Genomic DNA, 23486 nt, shown 5'->3' with positions numbered 1-23486 from the left:
TAGATTTTATGTTGGTATAAATTTTGATATTACTCGTTGCGTGGAAGTAAATGATGATTGCTTTCACCTGATGTGATTAGAATTTATAATATTATGATAAGGTTATTAATTTTCTTTTTCTTCTTTCCGCTTACCTTTTATGCTCAGCAAGACACCTTATCTTTTCAGCGTGGTGAATTTCTGAAATACAAAATCCAATACGGTTTGTTAAATGCGGGTTTTGCCACTGTTGAACTCAAAACTGAAAATGCAATAAGCGACACCTTGATTCATGCTGTAGGGAAAGGTTGGACCACCGGAATGGTTGGTTTTTTATTCCCCGTGGAAGATCGATACGAAAGTTATTTTACAGAAAATGAACTTAAGCCTAAATACTTTGTACGAAAAGTCAGTGAAGGTGGATACACCCAGGATAAAGAAATCTCTTTTGATTATATAAAACATCAGGCCCAGGAAATAAACCATAAAAAAGGTACTGAAAAATCTTATTTTATTCAGAATAACATTCAGGATATGCTTTCCTCATTTTATTATATGAGACGCTTTAATTTTGATCTAATGAAGGCAAACGATTCAATTGATGTGAATATGTTTTTCGATGGCAAAATGAATCCCATTAAACTTATTGTCTTGGGGAGAGAAAAAGTGAAGACCCGATATGGTAAACTGGATGCGATAAAAGTCAGGCCCCTGGTGCTCAAGGGAAGAGTTTTTAAGGATGAAGAAAATGTCACCATTTGGATCAGTGATGACCATAATAAAATCCCTTTAAAAATAAAGGCTTCCCTGATTGTTGGGTCGGCCAAGGCCGAATTAGTTGAATTTAATGGATTAGTTCATCCCTTTCCGTGAATTTTTAACGGTTCTTAGGCATATTTATTTATCAAATTCGATAAATTTGCAGCGTTGTTAGAAAATAATTCAAAGGTGAAAAGAGGTATTGTTTTTATTCTGGGCTTATTCCTGCTCATGTCTTGTCAGAACGAATCAAAAGACGGGATTGCTGAAGAGGCCCCTGAAGAAGTAAAACCGGTTATAATTGAGGAGTTTGGCTATGTTCTCAACGATTATAAAGTAATCAAAGACACCATACAAAGAGGAGAAAGTTTTGGCGAGATCCTTGACAGGCACCATATTGAATACCCCGAAATTTACAAAATTGCTGCTGCTGCAAAAGATACATTTGACATTCGCAAACTAAGAGCAGGCAAACCCTATACTGTACTTGCAAAAAACGATTCCACTGAAAGGGCCCAGGTTTTTATTTATCAGCCTAACAAAGTTGAATACCTCATCGTGGATTTTACGGATTCCATTCAAACGAAATTTGGCAGGAAAGAGGTTAAAATTGTCGAGAAAACGGCTTCTGGAATTATAGAATCCTCCTTATCGGAAGCCATTGAAAGTCAAAACTTGAATTATATCCTTGCGCATGAAATGAGCGATATTTATGCATGGACCATTGATTTCTTTCACTTGCAGAAAGGAGATAAATTCAAGCTCATCTATGAGGAAAAGTTCATAAATGACACAATCCCTGTCGGTATAGGAAATATCAAGGCCGCCTATTTTGTTCACAAGGATAACCCTATTTATGCTTTTAACTTTATCACGGATTCGACCAAAAATGTGAATGATTATTACGATGAAAAAGCGAAAACCCTTAGAAGGCAATTTTTAAAATCTCCAATTAAATTTAGCAGAATTTCTTCAAGGTACAACTTAAAGCGAAGGATCAAATACTACGGAAACAGAGTCAGGGCACACAGAGGAACCGATTTTGCGGCCAGCGTGGGAACCCCGATCATGAGCACTGCAAACGGTACGGTCACCGAATCCAGATACAAGGGTGGAAACGGAAACTACGTAAAGATAAAACACAATTCTACCTATAGTACGCAGTATCTGCATATGAAAAAAAGGGCTGTTAAAAAAGGAGACTATGTTAAGCAGGGTGATGTTATTGGCTATGTGGGAATGACGGGAAACACTTCCGGGCCACATGTGTGTTATCGATTCTGGAAAAACGGTAAGCAGGTTGATCCGTTCAGACAGAAACTTCCTTCGGCAGAACCAATCAAAGAACACTTAAAGGACGATTATTTTGTCTATATCGGTCCTTTAAAAGAGCAGCTTGATGAGGTACCAGAACGCTATCTGGAAACAGAGGTGGCTGCCAACCTATCTACAGATTAAAAATACTTAAAAAATACAGATCATGTCATTAATCAATATCAATCCAACGAAGACCGCTTCTTGGAAAGAACTCATAAAACATCATGAAGAAATTAAAGATGTTCATATGAAATCTTTGTTTCTCGAAGACGGCGCCAGAAAAGACATAATGTCATTGCAGTTTGAAGGTCTCAGTCTTGATTTTTCAAAAAACAGAATCACGGAAAAGACCCTGGAATTACTGGTTGGGCTGGCAAATGAAAGTAAGCTTGAAGATGCCATTGAAAAATACTTTAGTGGGGACAAGATAAATGAAACAGAAAACAGGGCTGTTTTGCATACGGCTTTGAGAAATATTGACAATAACCCCGTCCTGGTTGATGGCAACGATGTGATGCCCGAAGTCAATGAAACCCTTAACAAGATTGAAGCCTTTACAGAACAGGTCGTCAACGGCAGTTTTAAAGGTTTCACAGGAAAGGCGATAACTGATGTTGTGAACATTGGTATTGGAGGCTCGGATCTTGGCCCTAACATGGTGGTTGAGGGGTTACACTTTTATAAGAATCATCTGAATACGCATTTCGTTTCGAATATTGACGGGGATCATGTAGCGGAAGTGATCAAAGATCTCAATCCTGAAACCACTTTATTTGTCATCGTTTCTAAAACTTTTACCACACAGGAAACACTTACGAATGCTGAAACGATTAAAAAATGGTTTTTAAAGTCGGCTACAGAAGATGATATTCAATATAATTTTGTTGCCGTTTCGACGAATCTTGAAAAAGTGAAAAATTTTGGAATCGACGAAAACAACATTTTCACAATGTGGAACTGGGTGGGAGGACGTTATTCCCTTTGGAGCGCCGTCGGTTTATCAATAAGCCTTGCTATTGGGTTCCAAAATTTCAGAAAGTTTCTGGACGGGGCATATGCCATGGATCAGCATTTTAAAAATACTGATTTCAGAAAGAATATTCCTGTAATTATGGCATTGATCAGTATCTGGTATAATAATTTCTTCGGTTCAGAATCAGAAGTTGTAATACCTTACACACAATATCTTCAAAAACTAGCTCCTTTTTTACAGCAACTTTCAATGGAAAGCAACGGTAAATCTGTTGATCGAAACGGAGAAAAAGTTACCTACCAAACGGGAAATATCATCTGGGGGAATACCGGAACCAATGTTCAACACGCATTTATGCAGCTCGTCCATCAGGGAACCAAATTGATACCGGTTGATTTTATCGGTTTCAAAGAGTCCTTGCACGGCAACGAAGATCACCATTCAAAATTAATGGCAAACTTTTATGCCCAGGCTGAGGCCCTATACGCCGGTAAATCAGCCAAAGAAGTGCATCTGGATATGAAAATTTCAGGTGATGAAAAGAAAATAAATAACTTACTTCCTTTCAAGGTTTTCGAAGGAAACAGGCCTTCAAACTCCTTTTTGATTGAAAAACTGGACCCGAGAAGCCTGGGATCTTTGATATCCAGTTATGAACATAAAACTTTTGTTCAGGGAATTATTTGGAATATTTATAGTTTTGACCAGTTTGGAGTAGAATTGGGCAAAGAATTGGCAAATAAGTTATTAATTAAGTAATTGTTAAATTGTGTTAAAAAAATTATTCATTAATTAACAATTGACATCACTTTTTTAAGTAGTTTTGCGGCAGTTATTAACTCAAATTAAACTACTTATGAATACTTTTCAAAAGTTTTTTACTATTGCTTTATTTTTAATGACGGCAATGGTTTACTCTCAAACAACGGTTAGTGGAACTGTTGTGGATGCAAGCGGGCCAGTTCCGGGAGCGAACGTATTGGAAAAAGGAACTTCCAATGGAACTTCTACGGATTTTGATGGTAATTTCTCTATCCAGGTTGAAGAAGGTAAAGGTGTATTGGAAATTTCTTTTGTTGGAATGGTAACAACTGAATTTGCTTTTACAGCTACCAGTGGTCAGAATATTGACGCAGGAACAATTACCTTATCTAATGAAGATAATGTTTTGGAAGAGGTAATTCTTACAGGAACCATTGATATTGCTAAAAACAGGGAAACTCCTGTTGCTGTTTCAACAATCAGGGCAATAGACATTCAAGAAAATTTGGGAACTCAGGAATTACCTGAAATCTTAAACGTTACGCCTTCTGTCTATGCGACGAAACAAGGAGGGGGATTTGGAGATTCAAGGATCAACATTCGTGGATTTGACCAGAGAAATACCGCGGTTATGATCAACGGACAGCCTGTGAATGATATGGAAAATGGCTGGGTTTACTGGTCAAACTGGGCTGGTTTGTCTGATGTAACAACCGCCATGCAGGTTCAAAGGGGACTTGGTTCTTCAAAGTTGGCCATCTCATCTGTTGGTGGTACAATTAATGTGATCACAAGAACTTCCACTGCAAGAGAAGGAGGTACTGTTGCTACCACCTTTGGAAATGACAATTATACCAAGGTTCAAGGTTCGTATAGTACAGGCCTTTTGGAAAGTGGTTTTTCTGCAAGTATCTTGATTAGCCATACTCAGGGAGATGGATACGTGGATGGAACAAAGTTTGAAGGAAACAACTATTTCATAGGACTTGGATATAAAATTAATGACGCGCACGACCTGCAATTTATCTTTACAGGAGCTCCTCAATGGCACCACCAAAAGAGCTTTGCTCCGTCAATTGCTGATCATCAATTATATCAGAAAAACGGACCAGATCCCGACGCGACAACGCCAAATAGAAAATACAATGGTGACTGGGGATATTTTGATGGGAAAGAATATAGTTTCAGAAGAAACTTCTATCATAAGCCTGTAATGTCATTGAATTGGGAGTGGGTTATCAACGATAAAATGAGATTGTCAACTGTTGTTTACGGCTCCTGGGGCCGTGGAGGAGGAACAGGTGAAATTGGTAGAATCAACGGAAGAAGACAATACCAGCTGAAAACTCCTTCAGGATTGATCCCGGTTGATGACATTTTCAACTGGAACTCTGGAGGCTCTGTTCCAAGTTTTGGAGATGACAGGACCAAATTTAATAATGCGTATTCAAACACAGGAAATAACGGACACCCTGACGGAGGTGGAAGAAACGGATCAGACAATGGTATTTCACGAAGAGCTTCTATGAACAGCCATAACTGGTATGGAGGTATCATCAATTTCCACGATGATATCAATGAAAACTGGAGTTTTGATGTTGGTGCCGACCTTCGTACGTATAAAGGAATCCATTACAGAGTAGTAAACGATGTATTAGGAGCTGATAATTACATTGACTACGACAACCAGAACAACAGGCCGAATATTATCGAACCTGATCAGTTTGTAAAAGCTTCTCCGAGCTGGAACCCTTGGGATAACATTACAGAGCAGGAAAAAATTGACTACTATAACGATGGTCTTGTAAACTGGCAGGGATTATTTGGACAGCTTGAATATAAAAATGACAGAATTTCGGCATTCGTTCAGGCTTCTTTCTCAAATCAAGGATTCCAGAGAGTTGAGTATTTCAATGAACCGCCAGAATCACAAAAGTCTGAAAAGAAAAATATGGCAGGTGGAAATATTAAAGGTGGTCTGAACTTTAACATTAACGAAAACCATAATATTTTTGGTAATGCGGGTTATTACTCAAAGCAACCTTTATTCGACGCTGTATTCATCAATTTCAGTAATACCATTAATCCTGACCTGGTTAATGAAAAAATTATTGGATTGGAATTCGGTTATGGTTATACAAGTCCAAAATTCTCGCTTAACGCAAACTTGTACAGAACTGAGTGGGCTGACAGATTTGAGTCGAGTTCAGTTCAAATTGGTGATTTCAGAGGTGTTGCCAATTATCAGGGTATCAAGCAGGTTCACATGGGAATGGAGGTTGATTTCCTTTGGAGAGTGCTAGATAACCTAAGAATAAATGGTATGGCTTCTTTCGGAAACTGGGAGTACCAGGGTGATGCTGAGGCCGATATCTTTGATGAGAGCCAAAATTATGTTGGAACTTCTACTTTATATCTTGATGGTGTAAAAGTTGGTGATGCAGCGCAGGTAACTGCTGCCTTGGGTGCCAATTATACTTTCTTTAGAAATTTCAGAGCTGGATTAAACTGGAGGCTTGCAAGCAGCCTTTATGCTGATATCGATGTTACTGATTTTGTGGATGAAGACAATGATGGTTCCCTTGAATTACCTTCTTTCAATCTTATGGATGCAAGATTGTCATACAACTGGCAATTAAAAGGAAAGAACTCGCTTGAGTTCAGTGTAAATGTGAATAACCTATTTGACACATTATACATTTCTGAATCCGAAACCAACAGATTTGCTGAAGATGGAGATGATACATGGAAAGGAATCAATACGAGAAACAGAGTCTTTTTTGGATGGGGTAGAACCTGGAATACTGCTGTCAGATTCAGATTCTAATTTTTTCAAATCAAAAGAATTCAAACCTACACTTCGAAATGAAGTGTAGGTTTTTTTTTTTGATTACTTTTGAGCAACTAATTAAAAAAACAGGTTATCATGATTAAAATGTTACATTCAGGCTGGGCATACATCACTTTGATTGTTTTGGTTTTTGCAGTTGTCAATGCAGTTATCGGGTTAAGTTCAAAGAAAGATTTTAAAGAAAAAGACTTGAGAATCCCTTTGTTTACCCTGATCGTTTCTCATATTCAGTTAATTATAGGAATCATTGCCTTCTTTGTTTCTGCTCAGTTTCAGTTTCTGCGTGAAAATGGAATGGGTGCCGCAATGAAAGAACCGGAAATCAGATTAGCGATTGTTGAACACCCTTTGATGATGATTCTTGCCATTGTTGCTATCACAGTAGGTTTTTCCAAACACAAGAAACAACCCACAGATAAAGGAAAGTTTAAAACCATCGCCTTATACTATGGGGTTGCCTTACTGTTTGTGCTTAGCAGAATTCCATGGAGTAAATGGCTTTCATTTTAATTTAAATACTATCCTTAGATTTCATAAAGTGTAAGATTATGGCGCAGTTCTTAAAACTAATTTCTTACCCTTTATCCGTGATCCATTATTTTTTCTTTGGATTGCTTTTATTGGTATTTCATCCCGTTCAATGGTTTGCCTTTAATGTATTTGGTAAAAAAGCGCACCGAGAAACTGTAATCATTTTAAATAAGTGCCTTACTTTTAGCCTGTATTTTTTATTCTCCAGGGTCAAGTTTGTTAACAACCACAAAATTCCTGAAAACGTACCTTTGATCATCGTGTCAAACCATCAAAGCACCTATGACATTCCTCCGATGTATGCTTTTCTTGGAAAGTACTATCCAAATTTCGTTTCCAAAATTGAATTAGGTAAGGGAATTCCAAGTGTTTCTTACAACTTAAGACATGGAAATAATGTTTTGATAAACAGAAAAGATCGCCGGCAGTCAATAAATGCATTAATGAAATTTGGAGAAAAGATCGAAAAAGAAAAGCTTACTGCAGTTATTTTTCCGGAGGGAACAAGAAGCAAAACTGCTGTTCCCAAACCATTTCGCGAAAACGGACTTAAAATGATGGTAAAGAAAGCTCCTTCCTGTTATGTAATTCCGCTTTCGATCAATAATTCCTGGCGTTTGGTGAGAAAAGGAGCCTTCCCGTTAGGTGTTGGAATAAAAGTGACCATGGAAGTACATGAACCCATAAAAGCTGATTCTATGGAATTTTCAGAATTATTGGAAAAAACCGAAAATACTATAAAACAGGCGCTGTTAAAATTGAATCCGATAGAAGCGTAAGTCTGATTAACTTGTATGACCTGATCTATTTCCTTGGATCTCAAAATCATCTCTGTCTTCTAAAAAACGAAACTGATCCCTGGTTTTTCTGATGTGCTCCAAATCCAGAATAACGCTACCGATTGCCTGTTGTCCCTCTTCAAAAGAAAAAATCTGATTTCCCATAGCGTCAAATACGGCTGAGTGGCCGATATATTCTAAATCATTACCATCCTTTCCAATCCTGTTTAATCCTGCTGTATAGCAAAGGTTTTCAATAGCCCTGGCTCTGAGCAAAGAATCCCATGCCAATATCCTTGCCTTGGGCCAGTTGGCAACATAAACCAGTAGATCAAAGTCTTTTGTATTCCTGGCCCAGACCGGAAATCGTAGATCATAGCAGATCATCGGGCAAATTCTAAAACCTTTATACTCGAAAACCAGCCTATGCGTTCCCGCAGTAAAAAATTTATCTTCCCCGGCAAATGAAAATAAATGCCTTTTATCATAAGTTAACAGATCATTGTCCGGAAAAACGGTGATCAGTCGATTGTAATAGTTTCCATCCTCCTCAATCAATAAACTGCCAATAAGTACCGAATCAAGTTTAGCAGCCATTTTTCTCATCCAGCTTACTCCTTTGCCGTTCATCCCTTCAGAAACCGTTTTTACATCCATTGTAAATCCAGTAGTAAAAAGTTCAGGGAGAAGTATCAGATCTGATTTTTCAGTCAAAGCATGAAGTTTTGACTCAAAATGATCCAAATTGGCATCAATATCCTGCCATACATTATCTGCCTGTATCAATGAAAGCTTTAAATTCTTTTTCGTATTGTCCATATGAATAATGGTATTAAGCGGGATACTCGTCAAAGTCTATTGAGGATTTCGGCCCCCTTCAAAAGGGTTTCGTCACTTTTAGCAAAACAAAAACGAAGTACTTTGTTGTCTGTTTTATCCAGGTAAAAAGAAGAGACAGGAATCGAAGCCACCTTGTTTTTTGAAGTCCATTTTTGAGCCAGTACAAAATCATTTTCAGCCGATATAGAACTGTAGTCGAGTAACTGAAAATAAGTACCCCTGGAGGGCTTAAATTTGAATTTTGAATCCTTTATTGCATTGAGGAAAAGATCTCTTTTTGCTTGAAAAAACCCTGGTAAACCCAAATAATTATTCTCGTTTCTGAGATATTGAGCCAAGGCTTTCTGGACAGGATGATTCACGCTGAACACATTAAACTGATGTACTTTTCTAAATTCAGCCATTAGAACTGCCGGCCCTGCACAATAGCCCATTTTCCAACCCGTATTATGAAAGGTTTTACCAAAAGATGCAACTAAAAAGCTTCTTTGGGCCAATACTGGAAAACGTGCAATACTCTGATGTTCCTGATTATCGTAAATCAAGTGTTCGTAAACCTCATCGCTGAGTATAATTATCTCCGTGTCTTTAACCAGCGCCTCAAGTTTTATCATGTCTTTTCTGCTTAATACGGTTCCTGTTGGGTTATGAGGAGTGTTGATAATGATCATTTTGGTCCTTGGAGAAATACAGGACTCAACTTCATTCCAATCCACTCCAAAATCCGGTGCCTTCAGTTTTATTTCAACTGTTTTACCTCCGTTGAGGCGAACTGTAGGTTCATAGGAATCATAAGCGGGAGCAAAAATGATCACCTCATCGTCTTTTTCAACCAAGGCCGACACGATGGTATAAATTGCCTGGGTCGCACCAGCCGTTACCGTAATCTCGGTATCAGGATCATAAGACGTCCCGTAAAGTGTCTTTATCTTATCCGCAATCGCTTGTCGAAGGCTGAATATTCCGGGCATGGGAGCATATTGATTATAACCCTCGCGCATAGCTTTATAAACCAAATCAATCAATTCAGGAGAAGAAGGAAAATCAGGGTATCCCTGTGATAAATTAATGGCATTTTCTTCTGTGGCAAGTTTGCTCATCACGGCAAAAATGCTTGTTTCTGCGTTTACTAACTTAGATGAAGGTCTAAAAGGATACGTTGGCATTATAATAGGGTTTTTAACCTGATAACTAATTTAAGCTTTTAATTGCAGCGCACAAAAAAACCCTTCTGTAAAAGAAAGGTTTAATTTATTATCCTAAAAGGTTTTCAGAATTAATTCAGGCTATCATTAAATGCTTGCCTTTAAGTATTCCCTGTTCATCCTGGCTATGTTCTCCAATGAAATTCCTTTTGGACACTCTACCTCACAGGCTCCTGTATTTGTACAATTTCCAAAACCTTCTTCATCCATTTGTTTCACCATGTTCATCACACGTTCTTTCGCTTCCACCCTACCCTGAGGCAATAATGCAAATTGAGAAACCTTGGCTCCTACAAATAACATGGCTGATGAATTCTTACATGAAGCTACACAGGCTCCACATCCAATACAGGCAGCAGCATCCATAGAAAGGTCAGCATCCTTTTTAGGAATGGGGATGGAGTTAGCATCCTGGGTATTTCCTGAAGTATTCACTGAAATATATGCCCCTGCTTGTTGAATTCTCTCAAAAGCGGTTCTGTCTACCACCAAATCCTTGATTACAGGAAAAGCCTTGGCTCTCCAGGGTTCAATATGAATCGTATCTCCGTCATTAAACATTCTCATGTGCAACTGACAGGTTGTAATTCCTCTGTCCGGCCCATGTGGTTCACCATTGATATGCAATGAACATGCCCCGCAAATTCCTTCTCTGCAATCATGATCAAAAGCGACAGGCTCCTCATTTTTTGCTACCAATCCTTCATTGAGAACATCCATCATTTCCAAAAATGACATGTGCTCAGAAATATCGGTTACTTTGTAATCAACCATACGCCCCTTATCCTGTGGCCCTTTTTGTCTCCAAATTTTTAACGTTAAATTCATAATGTCTATCTATTTATAGGAACGTGTTTTCAATTCTATATCTTTAAACTCAAGCTGTTCTTTGTGTAAGATCGCTTCACTGGGCTTACCTGTATACTCCCAGGCCGCCACATATGCGTAATTCTTATCATCTCTTTTAGCTTCACCATCTTCGGTAACATGCTCTTCTCTAAAGTGACCTCCGCAGGACTCTTCTCTTTCCAGGGCATCTTTGGCAAACAACTCTCCCAATTCAAGAAAATCTGCTACCCTTCCTGCTTTTTCCAGTTCAGGGTTTAACTCATCCATTTCACCGGGTACTTTCACATTCTTCCAGAAATCCTCTCTTATTTCCTGAATCTCCTTAATGGCTTCTTTCAATCCTTTAGAGTTTCTGGCCATTCCAACCTTATCCCACATCACTTTACCCAGCTTTTTATGATAATAGTCTACTGAGTTAGTCCCCTCGTTGCTCACAAAGAATTCAAGCCTGTCTTTTACTTCTTTTTCAACAGCATCAAATTCCGGACTATCCGTAGGGATCTTTCCTGTCTGGATATCGTCTGATAGATAATCTCCTATAGTGTAGGGTAACACAAAATATCCATCTGCCAGGCCTTGCATCAAGGCTGATGCTCCCAGTCTGTTTGCTCCGTGATCAGAGAAATTTGCCTCTCCAATACAGTATAATCCGGGAACTGTGGTCATCAAATTATAATCAACCCAAACGCCTCCCATTGTATAATGAGTGGCCGGATAAATCATCATCGGAGTTTTATACGGATTTTCATCTATGATCTTTTCATACATCTGGAATAAGTTACCATACTTGGCTTCTATAATGGCCTCTCCTAACTCCGTTACTTTTTCTTTGGAAGGATTTTCAATGTGCTTTAATTTTGCCTGCTCACTTCCATATCTTTCAATGGCAGAAGCGAAATCAAGATAAACTGCTTCTCCGGTTGCATTCACACCAAAACCTGCATCACACCGCTCCTTAGCCGCTCTTGAAGCCACATCTCTTGGAACCAGGTTACCAAATGCAGGATACCTTCTTTCCAGGAAGTAATCTCTGTCTTCTTCGGCAATTGCAGTTGGTTTTAATTTACCCTCCTGAATGGCCTTTGCATCTTCAATTTTAGCCGGAACCCAAATTCTACCATCATTTCTTAATGATTCTGACATCAGGGTCAGTTTTGACTGATAATCACCTGATCTTGGAATACAAGTAGGATGAATTTGAGTAAAACAAGGGTTTGCAAAATAAGCTCCTTTTTTATGTATTTTCCAGGCGGCTGTTGCATTGGATCCCATGGCATTCGTTGAAAGGAAATACACATTTCCATATCCACCTGTTCCAATGACAACGGCATGAGCGCTATGTCTTTCTATTTCGCCTGTTATCAGGTTTCTGGTAATGATTCCTCTTGCTTTTCCATCAACAATAACCACATCAAGCATTTCATGACGGTTAAACATTTCTATCTTACCTCTTGCTATTTGCCTGTTCATGGCAGAATACGCACCTAATAACAATTGCTGACCCGTCTGGCCTTTCGCATAAAAGGTTCTGGATACCAGTACGCCCCCAAAAGACCTGTTGTCAAGCAGGCCGCCATAATCACGTGCGAAAGGAACTCCCTGTGCCACACATTGATCTATAATATTACCTGAAACTTCCGCAAGCCTGTGAACATTTGCTTCACGCGAACGATAATCACCACCTTTTACGGTATCGTAAAATAGTCTGTAATTCGAATCTCCATCCCCCATATAGTTCTTGGCGGCATTGATCCCTCCCTGAGCAGCAATAGAATGTGCTCGTCTTGGGGAATCCTGATAGGCAAATGCCTTGACGTTATAGCCCAGTTCAGCCAAAGTAGCTGCAGCTGATCCGCCGGCAAGACCTGTTCCTACCACAATAATGTCAATATTTCTTTTGTTTGCCGGGTTTACCAGATTTATATTGTCCTTATATGTTGTCCATTTATCTTTTATTGGACCCTTTGGTACTTTAGAGTTTAACTTAGTCATAAATGAATAGATTAATGGTTAAAATGATGATATAAAGCAATGATGATGAAACCGAATGGTATGGCAAATGAATAAAACTTACCAAAAGATTTCACCGCACCGGTATATTTATTGTTGAATCCGACAGACTGAAATGCCGATTGAAAACCGTGTAGTAAATGAAGTGCCAAAAGAACAAAGGCAATTACATAGGCACCTACTCTCAAGGGACTTACGAATTTGTGCTGAAGTTCCTCAAAGTACCTGTTGGGATCTTCAGGTAATACCTCAACATATTTATAGTTCATTTCAGGAAACCAGAAATCGATAAAATGCAATACAAGAAAAGCAAGTATGACAAAACCTGAGACAACCATGTTTCGCGATACCCAACTGGCACTTGCCGCTCCATTGAATTTAACATATTTGACATCCCGGGCCCTTTTGTTTCTTAACTCAAGAATAAATCCCATCACAAAATGAAAAACCACACCAAAAATAAGTACGGGTTGAAGTGCAAATTGAATCAGTGGGTTGGTACCCATAAAGTGGGATAACTCGTTAAAAAGTTTCTCGCTGAAAAGAGAGGTGATATTGACCGCTAAATGTATAACCAGAAACATTATTAGAAAAAGTGCTGAAAGTGCCATGGCGACCTTTCTTGCAATTGATGAAGATAAAAATCCGCTCATTTTATTTGGTTTATAAAATCGACCACAAATATACCAAATACTTAAAATTTTCGGGTGTAAATTAGCTTATTATTTTAAATTGATTAACATTCTTATATTTACAATCGAATAAAGTTGAACAATAATGGCTGAAGCCCCTAAAAACAAGTTAAACCCTGATAAATGGATTGAATTGTACGCTGATTATTTGTACAATTATGCCATCACAAGAGTAGAGAATCAGGACCTGGCAAAAGACCTTGTACAGGAGACTTTTTTTTCTGGGGTAAAAGGGAAAGATAATTTCAGGGGACAGGCGGCTGAACGAACCTGGCTTGTCTCTATCTTAAAACGAAAGATTATTGATTATTATCGAAAGATCAACTCTGCAAAAGGACAAAAGGAAGTCCGAATGAACTTCTATGATGACGGCGACAAAAAAGGTAGCTGGATCGAAGAAAGAGTTCCTCAAAACTGGGGTAATGAAGCTGAAAAAAATATTGAAAATGAAGAGCTCAAGGATGCTCTTGATGCCTGTATCTCCAATCTGCCTGAAAAGTACAGAATGGTCTTTTTATTAAAAACCGTGCAGAATTACGAAACCGAAGAAATTTGTAATGAACTCGGAATTACAGCGTCAAACTTGTGGGTGATAATCCACAGAGCCAGAATGCAGCTAAGAAATTGTATGGAAGCCAAGTGGTTTATAAATTAAAAAGCAACCTATGAAATTAATGTTAACCTGTGACGAAGCAACTGCCATTTGCGATAAGAATCAATATGGAGAGGCTAGTATTACGGAAAAGATCAGTTTGACCTTTCACCTTCTGATATGTAAATACTGTAAAAAATATACGAAGCAGAACAATCTGATGACGAGATTATTTGGACAGTTTCTTACGCATTGTGATGAAACGCATGCATTAAGTGAGGAGGATAAAACTGAGATTGAAAAAAATTTAAAGAAAGAGCTGAAAAAGAATTAGAATTTAGAGAAAAAGGCAAGTAGGGGTATTGAGAAATCAATACCTTTTTTTTTATCTTTGATTAGCACCCTGCGGAACACTTCTCTGGTGTTTATTCTGGTGCATTTAAAAGAAGGCTATGGATTACATTGAAACTATAAGGCCCTTCGCGCTGATCGTTTATTATGTTTTTATCAGTTTTGTTATTATCCTCATTATTCTCGATAATAAAAAGCCCGAAAAAGCCTTTGCCTTTATTTTCCTGATCCTTCTGGTTCCCGTGGCTGGTGTGATCATTTATCTGTTGTTTGGGGCTCAGTATCAAAAAAGAAAATTGTTTACCAAAAAACGGTATTTTGATAAGGTATATCTTCAAAAGATCAATCAGGCCAGCAAAGAGATTGTCAAAACGAATCCATCCTTTGACTACAAAAAACTGCCCGTACTCTTTTATAATATCGAGCAAGTAAGTTTTACGTACAACAACGAAATCAGTGTACTCAACAATGGGGAAGAAAAATTCCCTGTTCTTAAGGAAGAGCTCCTAAAAGCAAAACAAAGCATTCATTTGGATTATTATATCATCAAAGATGACGATATCGGCAACGAAGTCTTTAATATCTTATGCTCCAAGGCCCGTCAAGGGGTTCAGGTGAAACTAATTTATGACGATGTCGGAAGTTCTATCAGTAAAAACGGGTTGAATCGTTTAAAACTATCCGGAGTCAGGGTATATCCGTATATGCCTGTGCTTTTTTCGAGACTTGCGCACAAGGCAAATTACAGGAATCACAGAAAGATTGTCGTAATTGACAATGAAACAGGATTTTTAGGGGGTATCAATATAAAAGATAAGTACATCAACCCGAATAATTATGACCTGTTTTGGCGCGACACCCATTTAATGATCAAAGGAGAAGCTGTTATAGACCTGCAATACTTGTTCATCAGCGACTGGTTTTTCGTGAGTGGGGAAAAAATTGACCTGAAAGAAGTTGAATTTAAAAACAGGCATAAAATATCAAATGAAATTCCAACCAGTATTCTGGGGAGTGACTACGGCAAGAACAATCAGACCATTAAAGAGGCCTTTTTTGGCATGATCACAAGTGCGAGAGAGGAAATCCTGATAACAACTCCCTATTTTATCCCCGATGATTCCATATTCAATGCCCTTAAAATAACCGCAAAAAGTGGTGTTTCGATCAAATTGATTATCCCTGAAAAACCCGATATCAGAACGGCCTTTTTTGCTTCCCAGACTTATTTAAAGGACCTGCTCTTAAGTGGGGTTGAAGTTTATTTTTACACCAAGGGAATGATGCATTCTAAAACAATGATCGTTGACTCCAAAATATCCACGGTTGGCAGTACCAATATGGACCAGAGGAGCTTTAGCCTGAACGCCGAAGTAAACGCGTTTATCTACAACGAGGTGCTGGCGAAAAAACTCAGGTTCCATTTTGGGGAAGATTTAAAGGATTGTTATAAATTGCAAATGAAAGATTTAAGAAACAGGCCCTGGTATATCAAGGTACTTTGTTCCATTGCCCGATTAATTGCTCCGATTTTATAAATAAATACAATGAATTTTTTACCCGAACATATCGATAAGTATGCGGCTGATCATTCTCAGCCCGAACCGAAACTGCTTGCTGAACTCTTTAAAGAGACCTGGCAAAAGGCACTTGTTCCCAGAATGATCAGCGGTCATTTTCAAGGAAGGGTCTTGTCCATGATCTCCAAACTGGTTGGGCCTAAAACCATACTTGAAATTGGTACATATACCGGATATTCGGCATTGTGTCTCGCGGAAGGTATGATTGAGGGTGGAACCCTTCATACCATTGACCACAACGAAGAACTATATGATTTTCAGAGGAAATATTTTGACCGATCTGAATTTGGGAAGCATATAATTCAACATATTGGGGAGGCTCTGGATATTCTTCCTGAAATACAGGGCCCCTTTGACCTTGTTTTTATTGATGCTGATAAGGCAAATTACTCGAATTATTTCAATGCTATTATTGAAAAAATGAATCCAGGAGGTGTAATACTATCTGATAACGTCCTGTGGAGTGGAAAGGTAACTGAGCCACCAAAATTAAAGGATGAAGACACAAAGGCACTCATTGAGTACAACAGATTGATCAATCAGGATAAAAGAGTTGAAACCGTATTATTGCCGATTCGTGACGGCCTGACAATTTCGAGGGTCAAATAAGCTATTGCTCCAAAAATATTCTGTAGAGTTCTCTTTGCTGATCGTATTCGTATTCTGCATTTTCAATTCTTGTCTCATTGTAGTTTGAAAAACTGCAACAATTTTCAGTGAGCCTTTCAACATCTACAAAAAGCGTAAATGCTTCTTCTCCATCCAATTTCACAACCACCTCAGCAATTTCAGTTTCCCAGCCTATAGATGGAATTCTTAAAAAATTGATGTCCCCGGCAACGAATTGATACTCCCTTTCCGAACCATCTGATTTGTTCAATACTTCGATCTGATCTTCCGTGTATGTTCCATTTTCAAAAAGGTTTTCGCCTGTTTCCTTGTCCTGAATATCAAATGTAAAAATGAATGGGGGCGTAAAACATGATATATCATCGCAATCCTTGTCACTACATGACTGAACCACCAGTAATATCAATAAAGCAAATGGTTTCAACAATTTCTTCATCTAAGATCAATTTTTAGTTTAAAAGCCGCAAATATAACAAATCGTAACTTTAACAAAATGATTTAAATCATTCCCTGGTAACCATGATTGATCCGTGCTAAACTTTTGTCTTAATAACTTACTTCTTTAGGGACTTCCATTTGGATAGAATCTTCTCTTCTCTTTTCAGCAATCCCTTCGGGTCATTTTCATATTGATCCCGTCTTTCCTGAGTCAGCGCTTCTGAGTTCCACCAGTCTAAGGTGTCTTTAATGCTCTGTTTTAAATCTCTGCATTTAAGCCCGTTTTCAAAAGCCCTCTTATTCAGGATCCTCGCGGTGCCATAATTATTACCAGTAGGCATGATCCATGGAATTAGATAAGGAAGTTCATTTTTCTGCAAAAACGAATAATCCTCAATATTTACATAAGAAATATCATTGTTAAAAGTGAGCTTGATCTCTTCTGCAAAACCGTGCATACCCTGCACTTTTTCCGGCCCTGCTGTGTTAAATGTTCCTGTAATGTTTTTTTCAGCAAGATTGATCATGAATTCTGCAACGTCTCTAACATCGATGTACTGAACAGGGTCCTCAGCTTTACCCGGTATAAGCATTTCTCCTCCTCTGTACAACCTGATCGGCCAATAAATAAATCGGTCCGTTTTATCGCCTGGCCCCATCATATATGTGGGTCTTACAATGATAGACCTGTTTTTACCAAATGCTCTGATGGTTTCCTCTTCAGAAGTCGCCTTCATGACTCCATACCAATATTCAAGTCTTGTTTCATCATCCATTTTATCTTTTGGTTCGGTCAATAAAACAGGGTCATTCTCGTCCAATGCTGCTTTAAGATAAGGGTAATAAACCCCTGTTGATGAGGTATACATATAGATTGACGCCCTGTCTTTAAGCAATTGGGCCGTTTTTCTGGTCCACTCGGTCTTTCTTCCTGAATTGTCAATGACCAGGTCCCACTCACCTTTTTCGATTGCTGAAAGGTCGTTTTCCCTGTCTCCAATAAGCTGCTCTACTTGGTTAAATTTATCAAGATGAACCGTCGGTTTAGACTTCCCTCGGGTAAAGGTACTTACCATGTGGCCCCTTGAAAGCGCATACGCAATCTGATGCGGCCCGAGAAAGCTTGTTCCTCCTAATATCAGTATTTTAAGCCGTCTCGTCTTTTGAGGAAAATTAAACGATAAAAGGCTGCTTCCAAGTATAGGCCCAGCCAACAATACCTGTCCACTTTTTTTTACAAATTTTCTTCTTGTTAGTTTCATATTTTAAAATTTTTGAAAACCTTTATACATTACCCAGTCGAAAACTGCTTTATCCATGTTCTGATTTCCATTACCCGTTGCATAGATGCCCAAATTGGCACCCGTGTATTTTTTACTTAAAACCAAATCGGCCCCCGAGTTGTGGAAGAACTCAAAATTTCTTCCATCCAAACTGTACGTATACTCGTATTGATGATTCGTGGATTCAATTTTAAAAATAATATTCTCAAATTTTCTATCAACCCTCATCTCTTTCAGAATCGAAGTTCCTTCTTCAGGTGTTATAAGTTTTAATTGAATCCATTGCACCTTGTCTCTTTTAATGAGGGTGAAACTGATATAATTATTATCCTTTTGGATGAGCAGGGCTCCTGCCTCAGATCCATCTTTAGCAGGATCAAATTGCATTTTTACCTGATATTCAAAGTCGCTTTCGCTTTGCCTGAAACCCATTGCTGCAGCCCTTCCCCTGTCACGGATTGTTTCTTTCATTGCGTAAAGTGTCAATTTACCCTTCTCCGGGTCGAGTGAATACATTCCTTCAATGGGAACCCTTCTGAAATTCCAAGCCAGATTTAGGCCTGGTTTGTCGAAGAAATCTATAAATGTGCTATTTCTTTTTTGTGAGGTCCCTTGAAATACCAGAGGATTAAAGCGCTCCACTCTACCCGTTAGGGGAGCGATGACTGGCCATTCATATTTAATTTCCTTCCAATCAAAGGGTTCACGCTCCCACTGCATAGGAAGCAAAAAGGTTTCTCTTCCCATGTTCGAACCTCTTCTCTCATCTCCCCGTATTCCCAGAGCCACCATGTACCAGCGTCCATCCTCAAGTTCTACAAGATCGGCATGTCCCGTACTATGCACCCAGTTGTCATAAGAAAGGTGACGAGAGGTCATAATCGGGTTTCTGTCATTTGGAACATAAGGCCCTCTGATGTCATCACTGACAGCAATCATCATGGCATGGTTATAACTGGTTCCTCCCTCAGCAATCATCAAATAATAACGGCCATCTTTTCTGTACATATGGGGCCCTTCAGCCCATACGCCTCCACAAGCTCCTCTCCATAAAAAAGATCTTTCACCTGTGAGTTTCCAATTGTCAAGGTCAATTTCCTGAAGCCAAATCTCTCCTTCCCCAGGAAAATTGGGTTTGTCCGGAGAATGTGTTCCAACATACCAGGCCCTTCCGTCCTCGTCAAAAAATATGTCCGGATCAATGCCCGGGGCCCCTTCCAGAACATGGGGTTCAGACCATGGACCCGCAGGGTCCTTTGCAGTAATAATGAAATTAATAAAATCAGTTGTTTTAGTGTCTTTATGGTAGTAAACGTTGGTTGTGATTATATAAAACGTACCCTGGTTATATCGAATTGTCGGAGCATGAATTCCTCCATCCGATTGCACGTCCACTAAGTTGACCTCATCAGTGCACTGCTCTTTTTTGTGCAAACCGTAGCCAATCAACTCCCAGTTAACGAGATCTTTACTTTTGTGAATAGGAAGTCCAGGAAAATATTCAAAAGAAGAATTGACAATATAAAAGTTGTCTTCTACGCGGCAAATGGAAGGGTCCGGATAGCCACCCGGAAGAATCGGGTTGATAAAGGAGGCTTTTTGAGAATAACCTTGAACTGACACACTTACAAGAAATAAAAATAGAATTCGTTTCATCATTCCGCTAAGATTTTTAATGCATTTTTTTAAAATTAAAATCAACCTGATCACCTCCACCAGAAATACTGGCTTTCAATCCGGAATCGACTAACGTATATTCTATTTTCTTTGGAAAATCATTCTCCGAATTTTCACAGCTAAAATTAAATTTCCCGATTTTTGTTACTTTAAAAACCGTTCCACTCAATTCGTTTTTTATTTTCACCTCAAAATGCCAGTCGTCGCCTTTACGAAATAAACTGATCCTTTCTTTCCAAATGGTATCTCCATTTTTAAGGGTACAGGCCATAGCCTTGTAAACCGCATCGGTTGACTTCTCCCAATACTCGAAGGTCCGTTTTCCGGGAGGATCATTGACCCTTTCCCAGGAACCCAATAACCAGTCGAAACTATCCGGTTGATTATCAATATCATATGATACTTGAAGACCCGTAAAGGAGGATAAAAAAAGAACAACAATTATAAGTACTGTTTTTTTCATTTGAGCTGTTTGGTTGGTTCCCTCTAATTTAATAAAAAGGCAACACCTTACAAATACCATGGTTTTAAACGAGAAATTGACTCGTGATTTTTTGAGCTTTGCTATCGATTAATAACCTTCAATCATCAATCACCATGGGATCCGTAAACTCAAAAATTTTTTTAAAATATCATTCCGAAGTTTTTCGGTATAAGTTCTTAAGGCGCAGTAACAAGATTTACCTGATTCTTCTTTTATTCCTTATATGCTTTTCGATTTCACTTCCCCTCGTCAGGATTGATATTTACAAATCCGCTCCGGGAATAATTAAAAGCAAAAAAAACAGCCTTGTTTCAGCAAAAATTAAAGATGGTCATGTTTCCAAATTTAAGAATCTCGATATTCACAACTCTATATATTCAGGCAGCTCCATCGCCGAAATGTCTCCTCAGACGGATCTTTTTGTTGAATGTTTTTTATCACCTCGAGAAATCGGCTCTGTGAAAAATAATCAATGGGTACAGTTTCAAATTGATGTCTTTAACCACAAGGAATGGGGAATGGCTTCAGGAATAATTAATACGATTTCCAGCGAAATTAGTTTGAATCAAGGTTTACCGGTATTTAAGGTCGTTTGCTCATTGAATGAATCGGAACTATACCTCAATGAATTTACAAGAGGTAAACTGAAAAGCGGAATGACCCTTAGGGCTTGTTTTTTTGATAGAAAAGCCACTCTTCTAACGCTTTTGTTCGACCAGGCTGATGAGTGGTTTTACACAGATTTAGGATGAAGAATAAAATTAAACCAATAAAACAGCAGGATATTTCAGATTGTGGAGCCGCCTGTCTAGTTTGCATTGCGGCATTCTATAAACTGTATTTACCAATAGCTAAAATCCGCCAGTTGACTGGTACTTCAAAAGAGGGAACCAATATTCTTGGCCTTGTTGAGGGGGCTGAAAAATTAGGTTTTGATGCTAAAGGGGTCAAAGGAGATCGAAACAGCCTGTTTGAAATTCCCAAACCTGCAATAGCTCATGTCATTGTTAATAACAAACTCCAACATTTTGTTGTTATCTCAAAGGTGCTCAGTAAACATATATACCTCATGGACCCAGGTGAAGGAAGGTTAAAAAAATTTTTACTGGAGGAATTTGAAAAACAGTGGACCGGAGTTCTGGTCATATTGCTTCCCGGTGAAAACTTTAAAACCGGTAATGAAAGAAAGTCCAGAACTGGCCGGTTCTGGAACCTGTTGAAGCCTCATAAATTTATTTTATTTCAAGCTCTTTTAGGCTCTGTGTTCTATACCCTACTGGGTTTTTCAACTTCAATTTACATTCAAAAAATTACGGATCATGTGCTGGTTTCCAACAACTCTAAATTACTTCATTTAATGAGCATTTACATGATTATTATTCTATTGGTTCAAATTTTTTTGAGCATGTATAAAGATATTTTTCTTTTAAGATCGGGACAGGAAATTGATGCCAGGCTCATTCTGGGCTATTATAAACACCTGCTGAAATTGCCCCAGCGCTTTTTTGACACTATGAGAGTAGGCGAATTAATATCAAGAATTAATGACGCGGTGAAAATACGGGTCTTTATCAACAACACGGCGCTTTCCTTATTGGTAAATTTCTTTATCGTCTTTTTCTCATTCGTATTCATGTTCCTTTATAAATGGGAGCTGGGATTCATCATGCTTCTCATAATTCCTATTTATCTCTTCATTTATTGGATTACAAATAATTTAAACAAAAGAACAGAACGCACTATAATGGAGAAATCTGCAGATCTGGAAAGCCAATTGGTAGAGTCTATAGGAGCCATAAGCACAATCAAATTATTTACACTGGAAAAACTTATGCAGTCAAAAACTGAGAGCAGATTTATAAAATTATTAAGTTTTGGGTACAAGTCCTCTGTAAATCAAGTGATTGGTCAATCCGCCACTCAAGGAATTTCAGGACTATTTACTATTGTATTGTTGTGGATAGGCTCAACCCTTGTGCTGAGAAAGGAGCTGTCTGCGGGTGAAATGTTCTCTTTTTATGCAATTATCGGATATTTTACAGGGCCGGCTGCCGCATTGATATCTTCAAATAGAACAATTCAAAATGCTTTGATTGCTTCTGACAGGTTATTTGAGATTCTGGACCTCGAAAATGAAAACCAAAACAATGGGCTGTCATTTGAAATCGAAAAGATTAAAAAAATAACCTTCACGGATGTATCTTTTCACTATAATAACAGCGGGCCTGCTTTAGAGCATGTAAGTTTGAGTTTCAAGGCAGGTGAAATTACCGCGCTTGTTGGTGAAAGCGGGTCTGGAAAGTCTACGATTGCCAAACTTATTCAGGCATTGTATCCGTTGAACAGTGGAAAAATCGAATTCAATGGCTATAATCACTCTGACATATCCGTCGATACCCTGAGAAAGATCATTTCTGTTGTACCTCAAAATATTCACCTTTTTGAGGGGAGCATTATCGACAATGTCACAATTGGGTCAAAAGATCCTGACCTAAACAAATTGCAAAAAATATGTACTGATCTTCAAATTAATCATTTTATTGAATCTCTGCCCGATCGCTATCAAACCAATATTGGGGAAAATGGAATCTCCCTATCGGGAGGACAAAAACAAATTTTGGGAATTGCAAGGGCATTGTATAAAGGAACTGATATTCTTATTCTGGACGAAGCGAGTTCTTCTTTGGATAGCAGAGCTGAATCAGTACTTCAGGATGTCTTACAACGTCTAAAAATTCAAAATAAAATCATAATTCTGATTTCTCACAGGCTATTTTGCCTGTCACGAGTCGATAAGATAATTGTTTTGGAAAAAGGAACCTTATCTCAACAAGGAACTCATGAGCAACTTATTAAACGAAAGGGAATTTATCAAAATCTCTGGCATAAACAATCTTATTGAAT

General features: G+C 38.4%; 21 protein-coding genes. 12 read left to right on the top strand and 9 right to left on the bottom strand.

The features are described 5' to 3' along the window. Positions 1–93 precede the first annotated feature (93 nt). The 6 genes from LCM02_RS11140 (at position 94) to LCM02_RS11115 (ending at position 7951) form a co-directional block, all read left to right on the top strand. The gene (locus LCM02_RS11140; RefSeq protein WP_224929633.1) at positions 94–852 is read left to right on the top strand and encodes a DUF3108 domain-containing protein; all 759 of its coding nucleotides are present in this window, start codon (positions 94–96) and stop codon (positions 850–852) included. A 117-nt stretch (positions 853–969) separates the two neighbouring features. Further along, a complete protein-coding gene (locus LCM02_RS11135; protein WP_224930221.1) occupies positions 970–2196 on the top strand; it encodes a M23 family metallopeptidase in 1227 nt (408 codons plus the stop codon). A 22-nt stretch (positions 2197–2218) separates the two neighbouring features. After that, positions 2219–3787 carry a glucose-6-phosphate isomerase gene (gene pgi, locus LCM02_RS11130; RefSeq protein ID WP_224929630.1) on the top strand — a complete coding sequence of 523 codons (1569 nt, stop codon included), beginning with the start codon at positions 2219–2221 and terminating at the stop codon, positions 3785–3787. Between the two features lie 97 nt (positions 3788–3884). Continuing rightward, a complete protein-coding gene (locus LCM02_RS11125) occupies positions 3885–6617 on the top strand; it encodes a TonB-dependent receptor (RefSeq protein ID WP_224929627.1) in 2733 nt (910 codons plus the stop codon). Between the two features lie 99 nt (positions 6618–6716). Further along, a complete protein-coding gene (locus LCM02_RS11120) occupies positions 6717–7151 on the top strand; it encodes a hypothetical protein (protein WP_224929625.1) in 435 nt (144 codons plus the stop codon). Positions 7152–7189: 38 nt separating this feature from the next. After that, on the top strand, positions 7190–7951 hold the full coding sequence (locus tag LCM02_RS11115; protein WP_224929621.1) for a lysophospholipid acyltransferase family protein: 762 nt from the start codon (positions 7190–7192) through the stop codon (positions 7949–7951). 6 nt (positions 7952–7957) lie between these two features. On the opposite strand, the gene LCM02_RS11110 is transcribed toward LCM02_RS11115, so the two are convergent. The 5 genes from LCM02_RS11110 to LCM02_RS11090 all read right to left on the bottom strand — a co-directional run bounded on the left by LCM02_RS11110 (position 7958) and on the right by LCM02_RS11090 (position 13508). Further along, entirely contained in the window at positions 7958–8770 is an 813-nt protein-coding gene (locus tag LCM02_RS11110; RefSeq protein WP_224929618.1) for an amidohydrolase, read from the bottom strand. A gap of 29 nt (positions 8771–8799) precedes the next feature. Next, the gene (locus LCM02_RS11105; RefSeq protein ID WP_224929615.1) at positions 8800–9957 is read right to left on the bottom strand and encodes a methionine aminotransferase; all 1158 of its coding nucleotides are present in this window, start codon (positions 9955–9957) and stop codon (positions 8800–8802) included. A 126-nt stretch (positions 9958–10083) separates the two neighbouring features. Beyond that, positions 10084–10833 (bottom strand): succinate dehydrogenase/fumarate reductase iron-sulfur subunit, encoded by a 750-nt coding sequence (locus LCM02_RS11100; protein WP_224930218.1) that lies wholly within the window; start codon positions 10831–10833, stop codon positions 10084–10086. Then, positions 10834–12837, bottom strand: coding sequence for a fumarate reductase/succinate dehydrogenase flavoprotein subunit (locus tag LCM02_RS11095; RefSeq protein ID WP_224929612.1), 2004 nt, complete (start codon positions 12835–12837; stop codon positions 10834–10836). Between the two features lie 11 nt (positions 12838–12848). Continuing rightward, a complete protein-coding gene (locus LCM02_RS11090; protein ID WP_224929609.1) occupies positions 12849–13508 on the bottom strand; it encodes a succinate dehydrogenase cytochrome b subunit in 660 nt (219 codons plus the stop codon). Between the two features lie 124 nt (positions 13509–13632). Here LCM02_RS11090 and LCM02_RS11085 point away from each other — a divergent pair, with 124 nt between their 5' ends. From LCM02_RS11085 to LCM02_RS11070, 4 genes are all read left to right on the top strand, one after another. Further along, positions 13633–14202 (top strand): sigma-70 family RNA polymerase sigma factor, encoded by a 570-nt coding sequence (locus LCM02_RS11085; protein WP_224929606.1) that lies wholly within the window; start codon positions 13633–13635, stop codon positions 14200–14202. 10 nt (positions 14203–14212) lie between these two features. Further along, a complete protein-coding gene (locus tag LCM02_RS11080) occupies positions 14213–14473 on the top strand; it encodes an anti-sigma factor family protein (protein WP_224929603.1) in 261 nt (86 codons plus the stop codon). Between the two features lie 118 nt (positions 14474–14591). After that, positions 14592–16028, top strand: a complete 1437-nt coding sequence (cls, locus tag LCM02_RS11075) for a cardiolipin synthase (protein ID WP_224929600.1) — start codon at positions 14592–14594, stop codon at positions 16026–16028. Between the two features lie 9 nt (positions 16029–16037). Then, positions 16038–16679: an O-methyltransferase gene (locus LCM02_RS11070; RefSeq protein WP_224929597.1), complete on the top strand. Its 642-nt coding sequence runs from the start codon at positions 16038–16040 to the stop codon at positions 16677–16679. Position 16680: 1 nt separating this feature from the next. On the opposite strand, the gene LCM02_RS11065 is transcribed toward LCM02_RS11070, so the two are convergent. The 4 genes from LCM02_RS11065 to LCM02_RS11050 form a co-directional block, all read right to left on the bottom strand. Then, positions 16681–17136, bottom strand: coding sequence for a hypothetical protein (locus tag LCM02_RS11065; RefSeq protein WP_224929594.1), 456 nt, complete (start codon positions 17134–17136; stop codon positions 16681–16683). Between the two features lie 118 nt (positions 17137–17254). Next, the gene (locus LCM02_RS11060) at positions 17255–18400 is read right to left on the bottom strand and encodes an NAD-dependent epimerase/dehydratase family protein (RefSeq protein ID WP_224929591.1); all 1146 of its coding nucleotides are present in this window, start codon (positions 18398–18400) and stop codon (positions 17255–17257) included. Positions 18401–18403: 3 nt separating this feature from the next. Continuing rightward, positions 18404–20080, bottom strand: coding sequence for a glycoside hydrolase family 43 protein (locus tag LCM02_RS11055; protein WP_224929586.1), 1677 nt, complete (start codon positions 20078–20080; stop codon positions 18404–18406). Positions 20081–20093: 13 nt separating this feature from the next. Beyond that, on the bottom strand, positions 20094–20561 hold the full coding sequence (locus tag LCM02_RS11050; protein ID WP_224929583.1) for a DUF6265 family protein: 468 nt from the start codon (positions 20559–20561) through the stop codon (positions 20094–20096). A 134-nt stretch (positions 20562–20695) separates the two neighbouring features. On the opposite strand from LCM02_RS11050, the gene LCM02_RS11045 reads away from it, so the two are divergent. Beyond that, on the top strand, positions 20696–21334 hold the full coding sequence (locus LCM02_RS11045; RefSeq protein ID WP_224929580.1) for an HlyD family efflux transporter periplasmic adaptor subunit: 639 nt from the start codon (positions 20696–20698) through the stop codon (positions 21332–21334). Continuing rightward, the gene (locus LCM02_RS11040; RefSeq protein ID WP_224929577.1) at positions 21331–23484 is read left to right on the top strand and encodes a peptidase domain-containing ABC transporter; all 2154 of its coding nucleotides are present in this window, start codon (positions 21331–21333) and stop codon (positions 23482–23484) included. The genes LCM02_RS11045 and LCM02_RS11040 overlap by 4 nt, the downstream gene beginning before the upstream one ends. Positions 23485–23486: the final 2 nt, after the last annotated feature.

Source organism: Lutimonas saemankumensis, assembly GCF_020171465.1.
Taxonomy (GTDB): Bacteria; Bacteroidota; Bacteroidia; order Flavobacteriales; family Flavobacteriaceae; genus Lutimonas; species Lutimonas saemankumensis.
The sequence above is the reverse complement of the archived record's forward strand: the minus strand, read 5'-3'. Positions and strand labels throughout refer to the sequence as shown.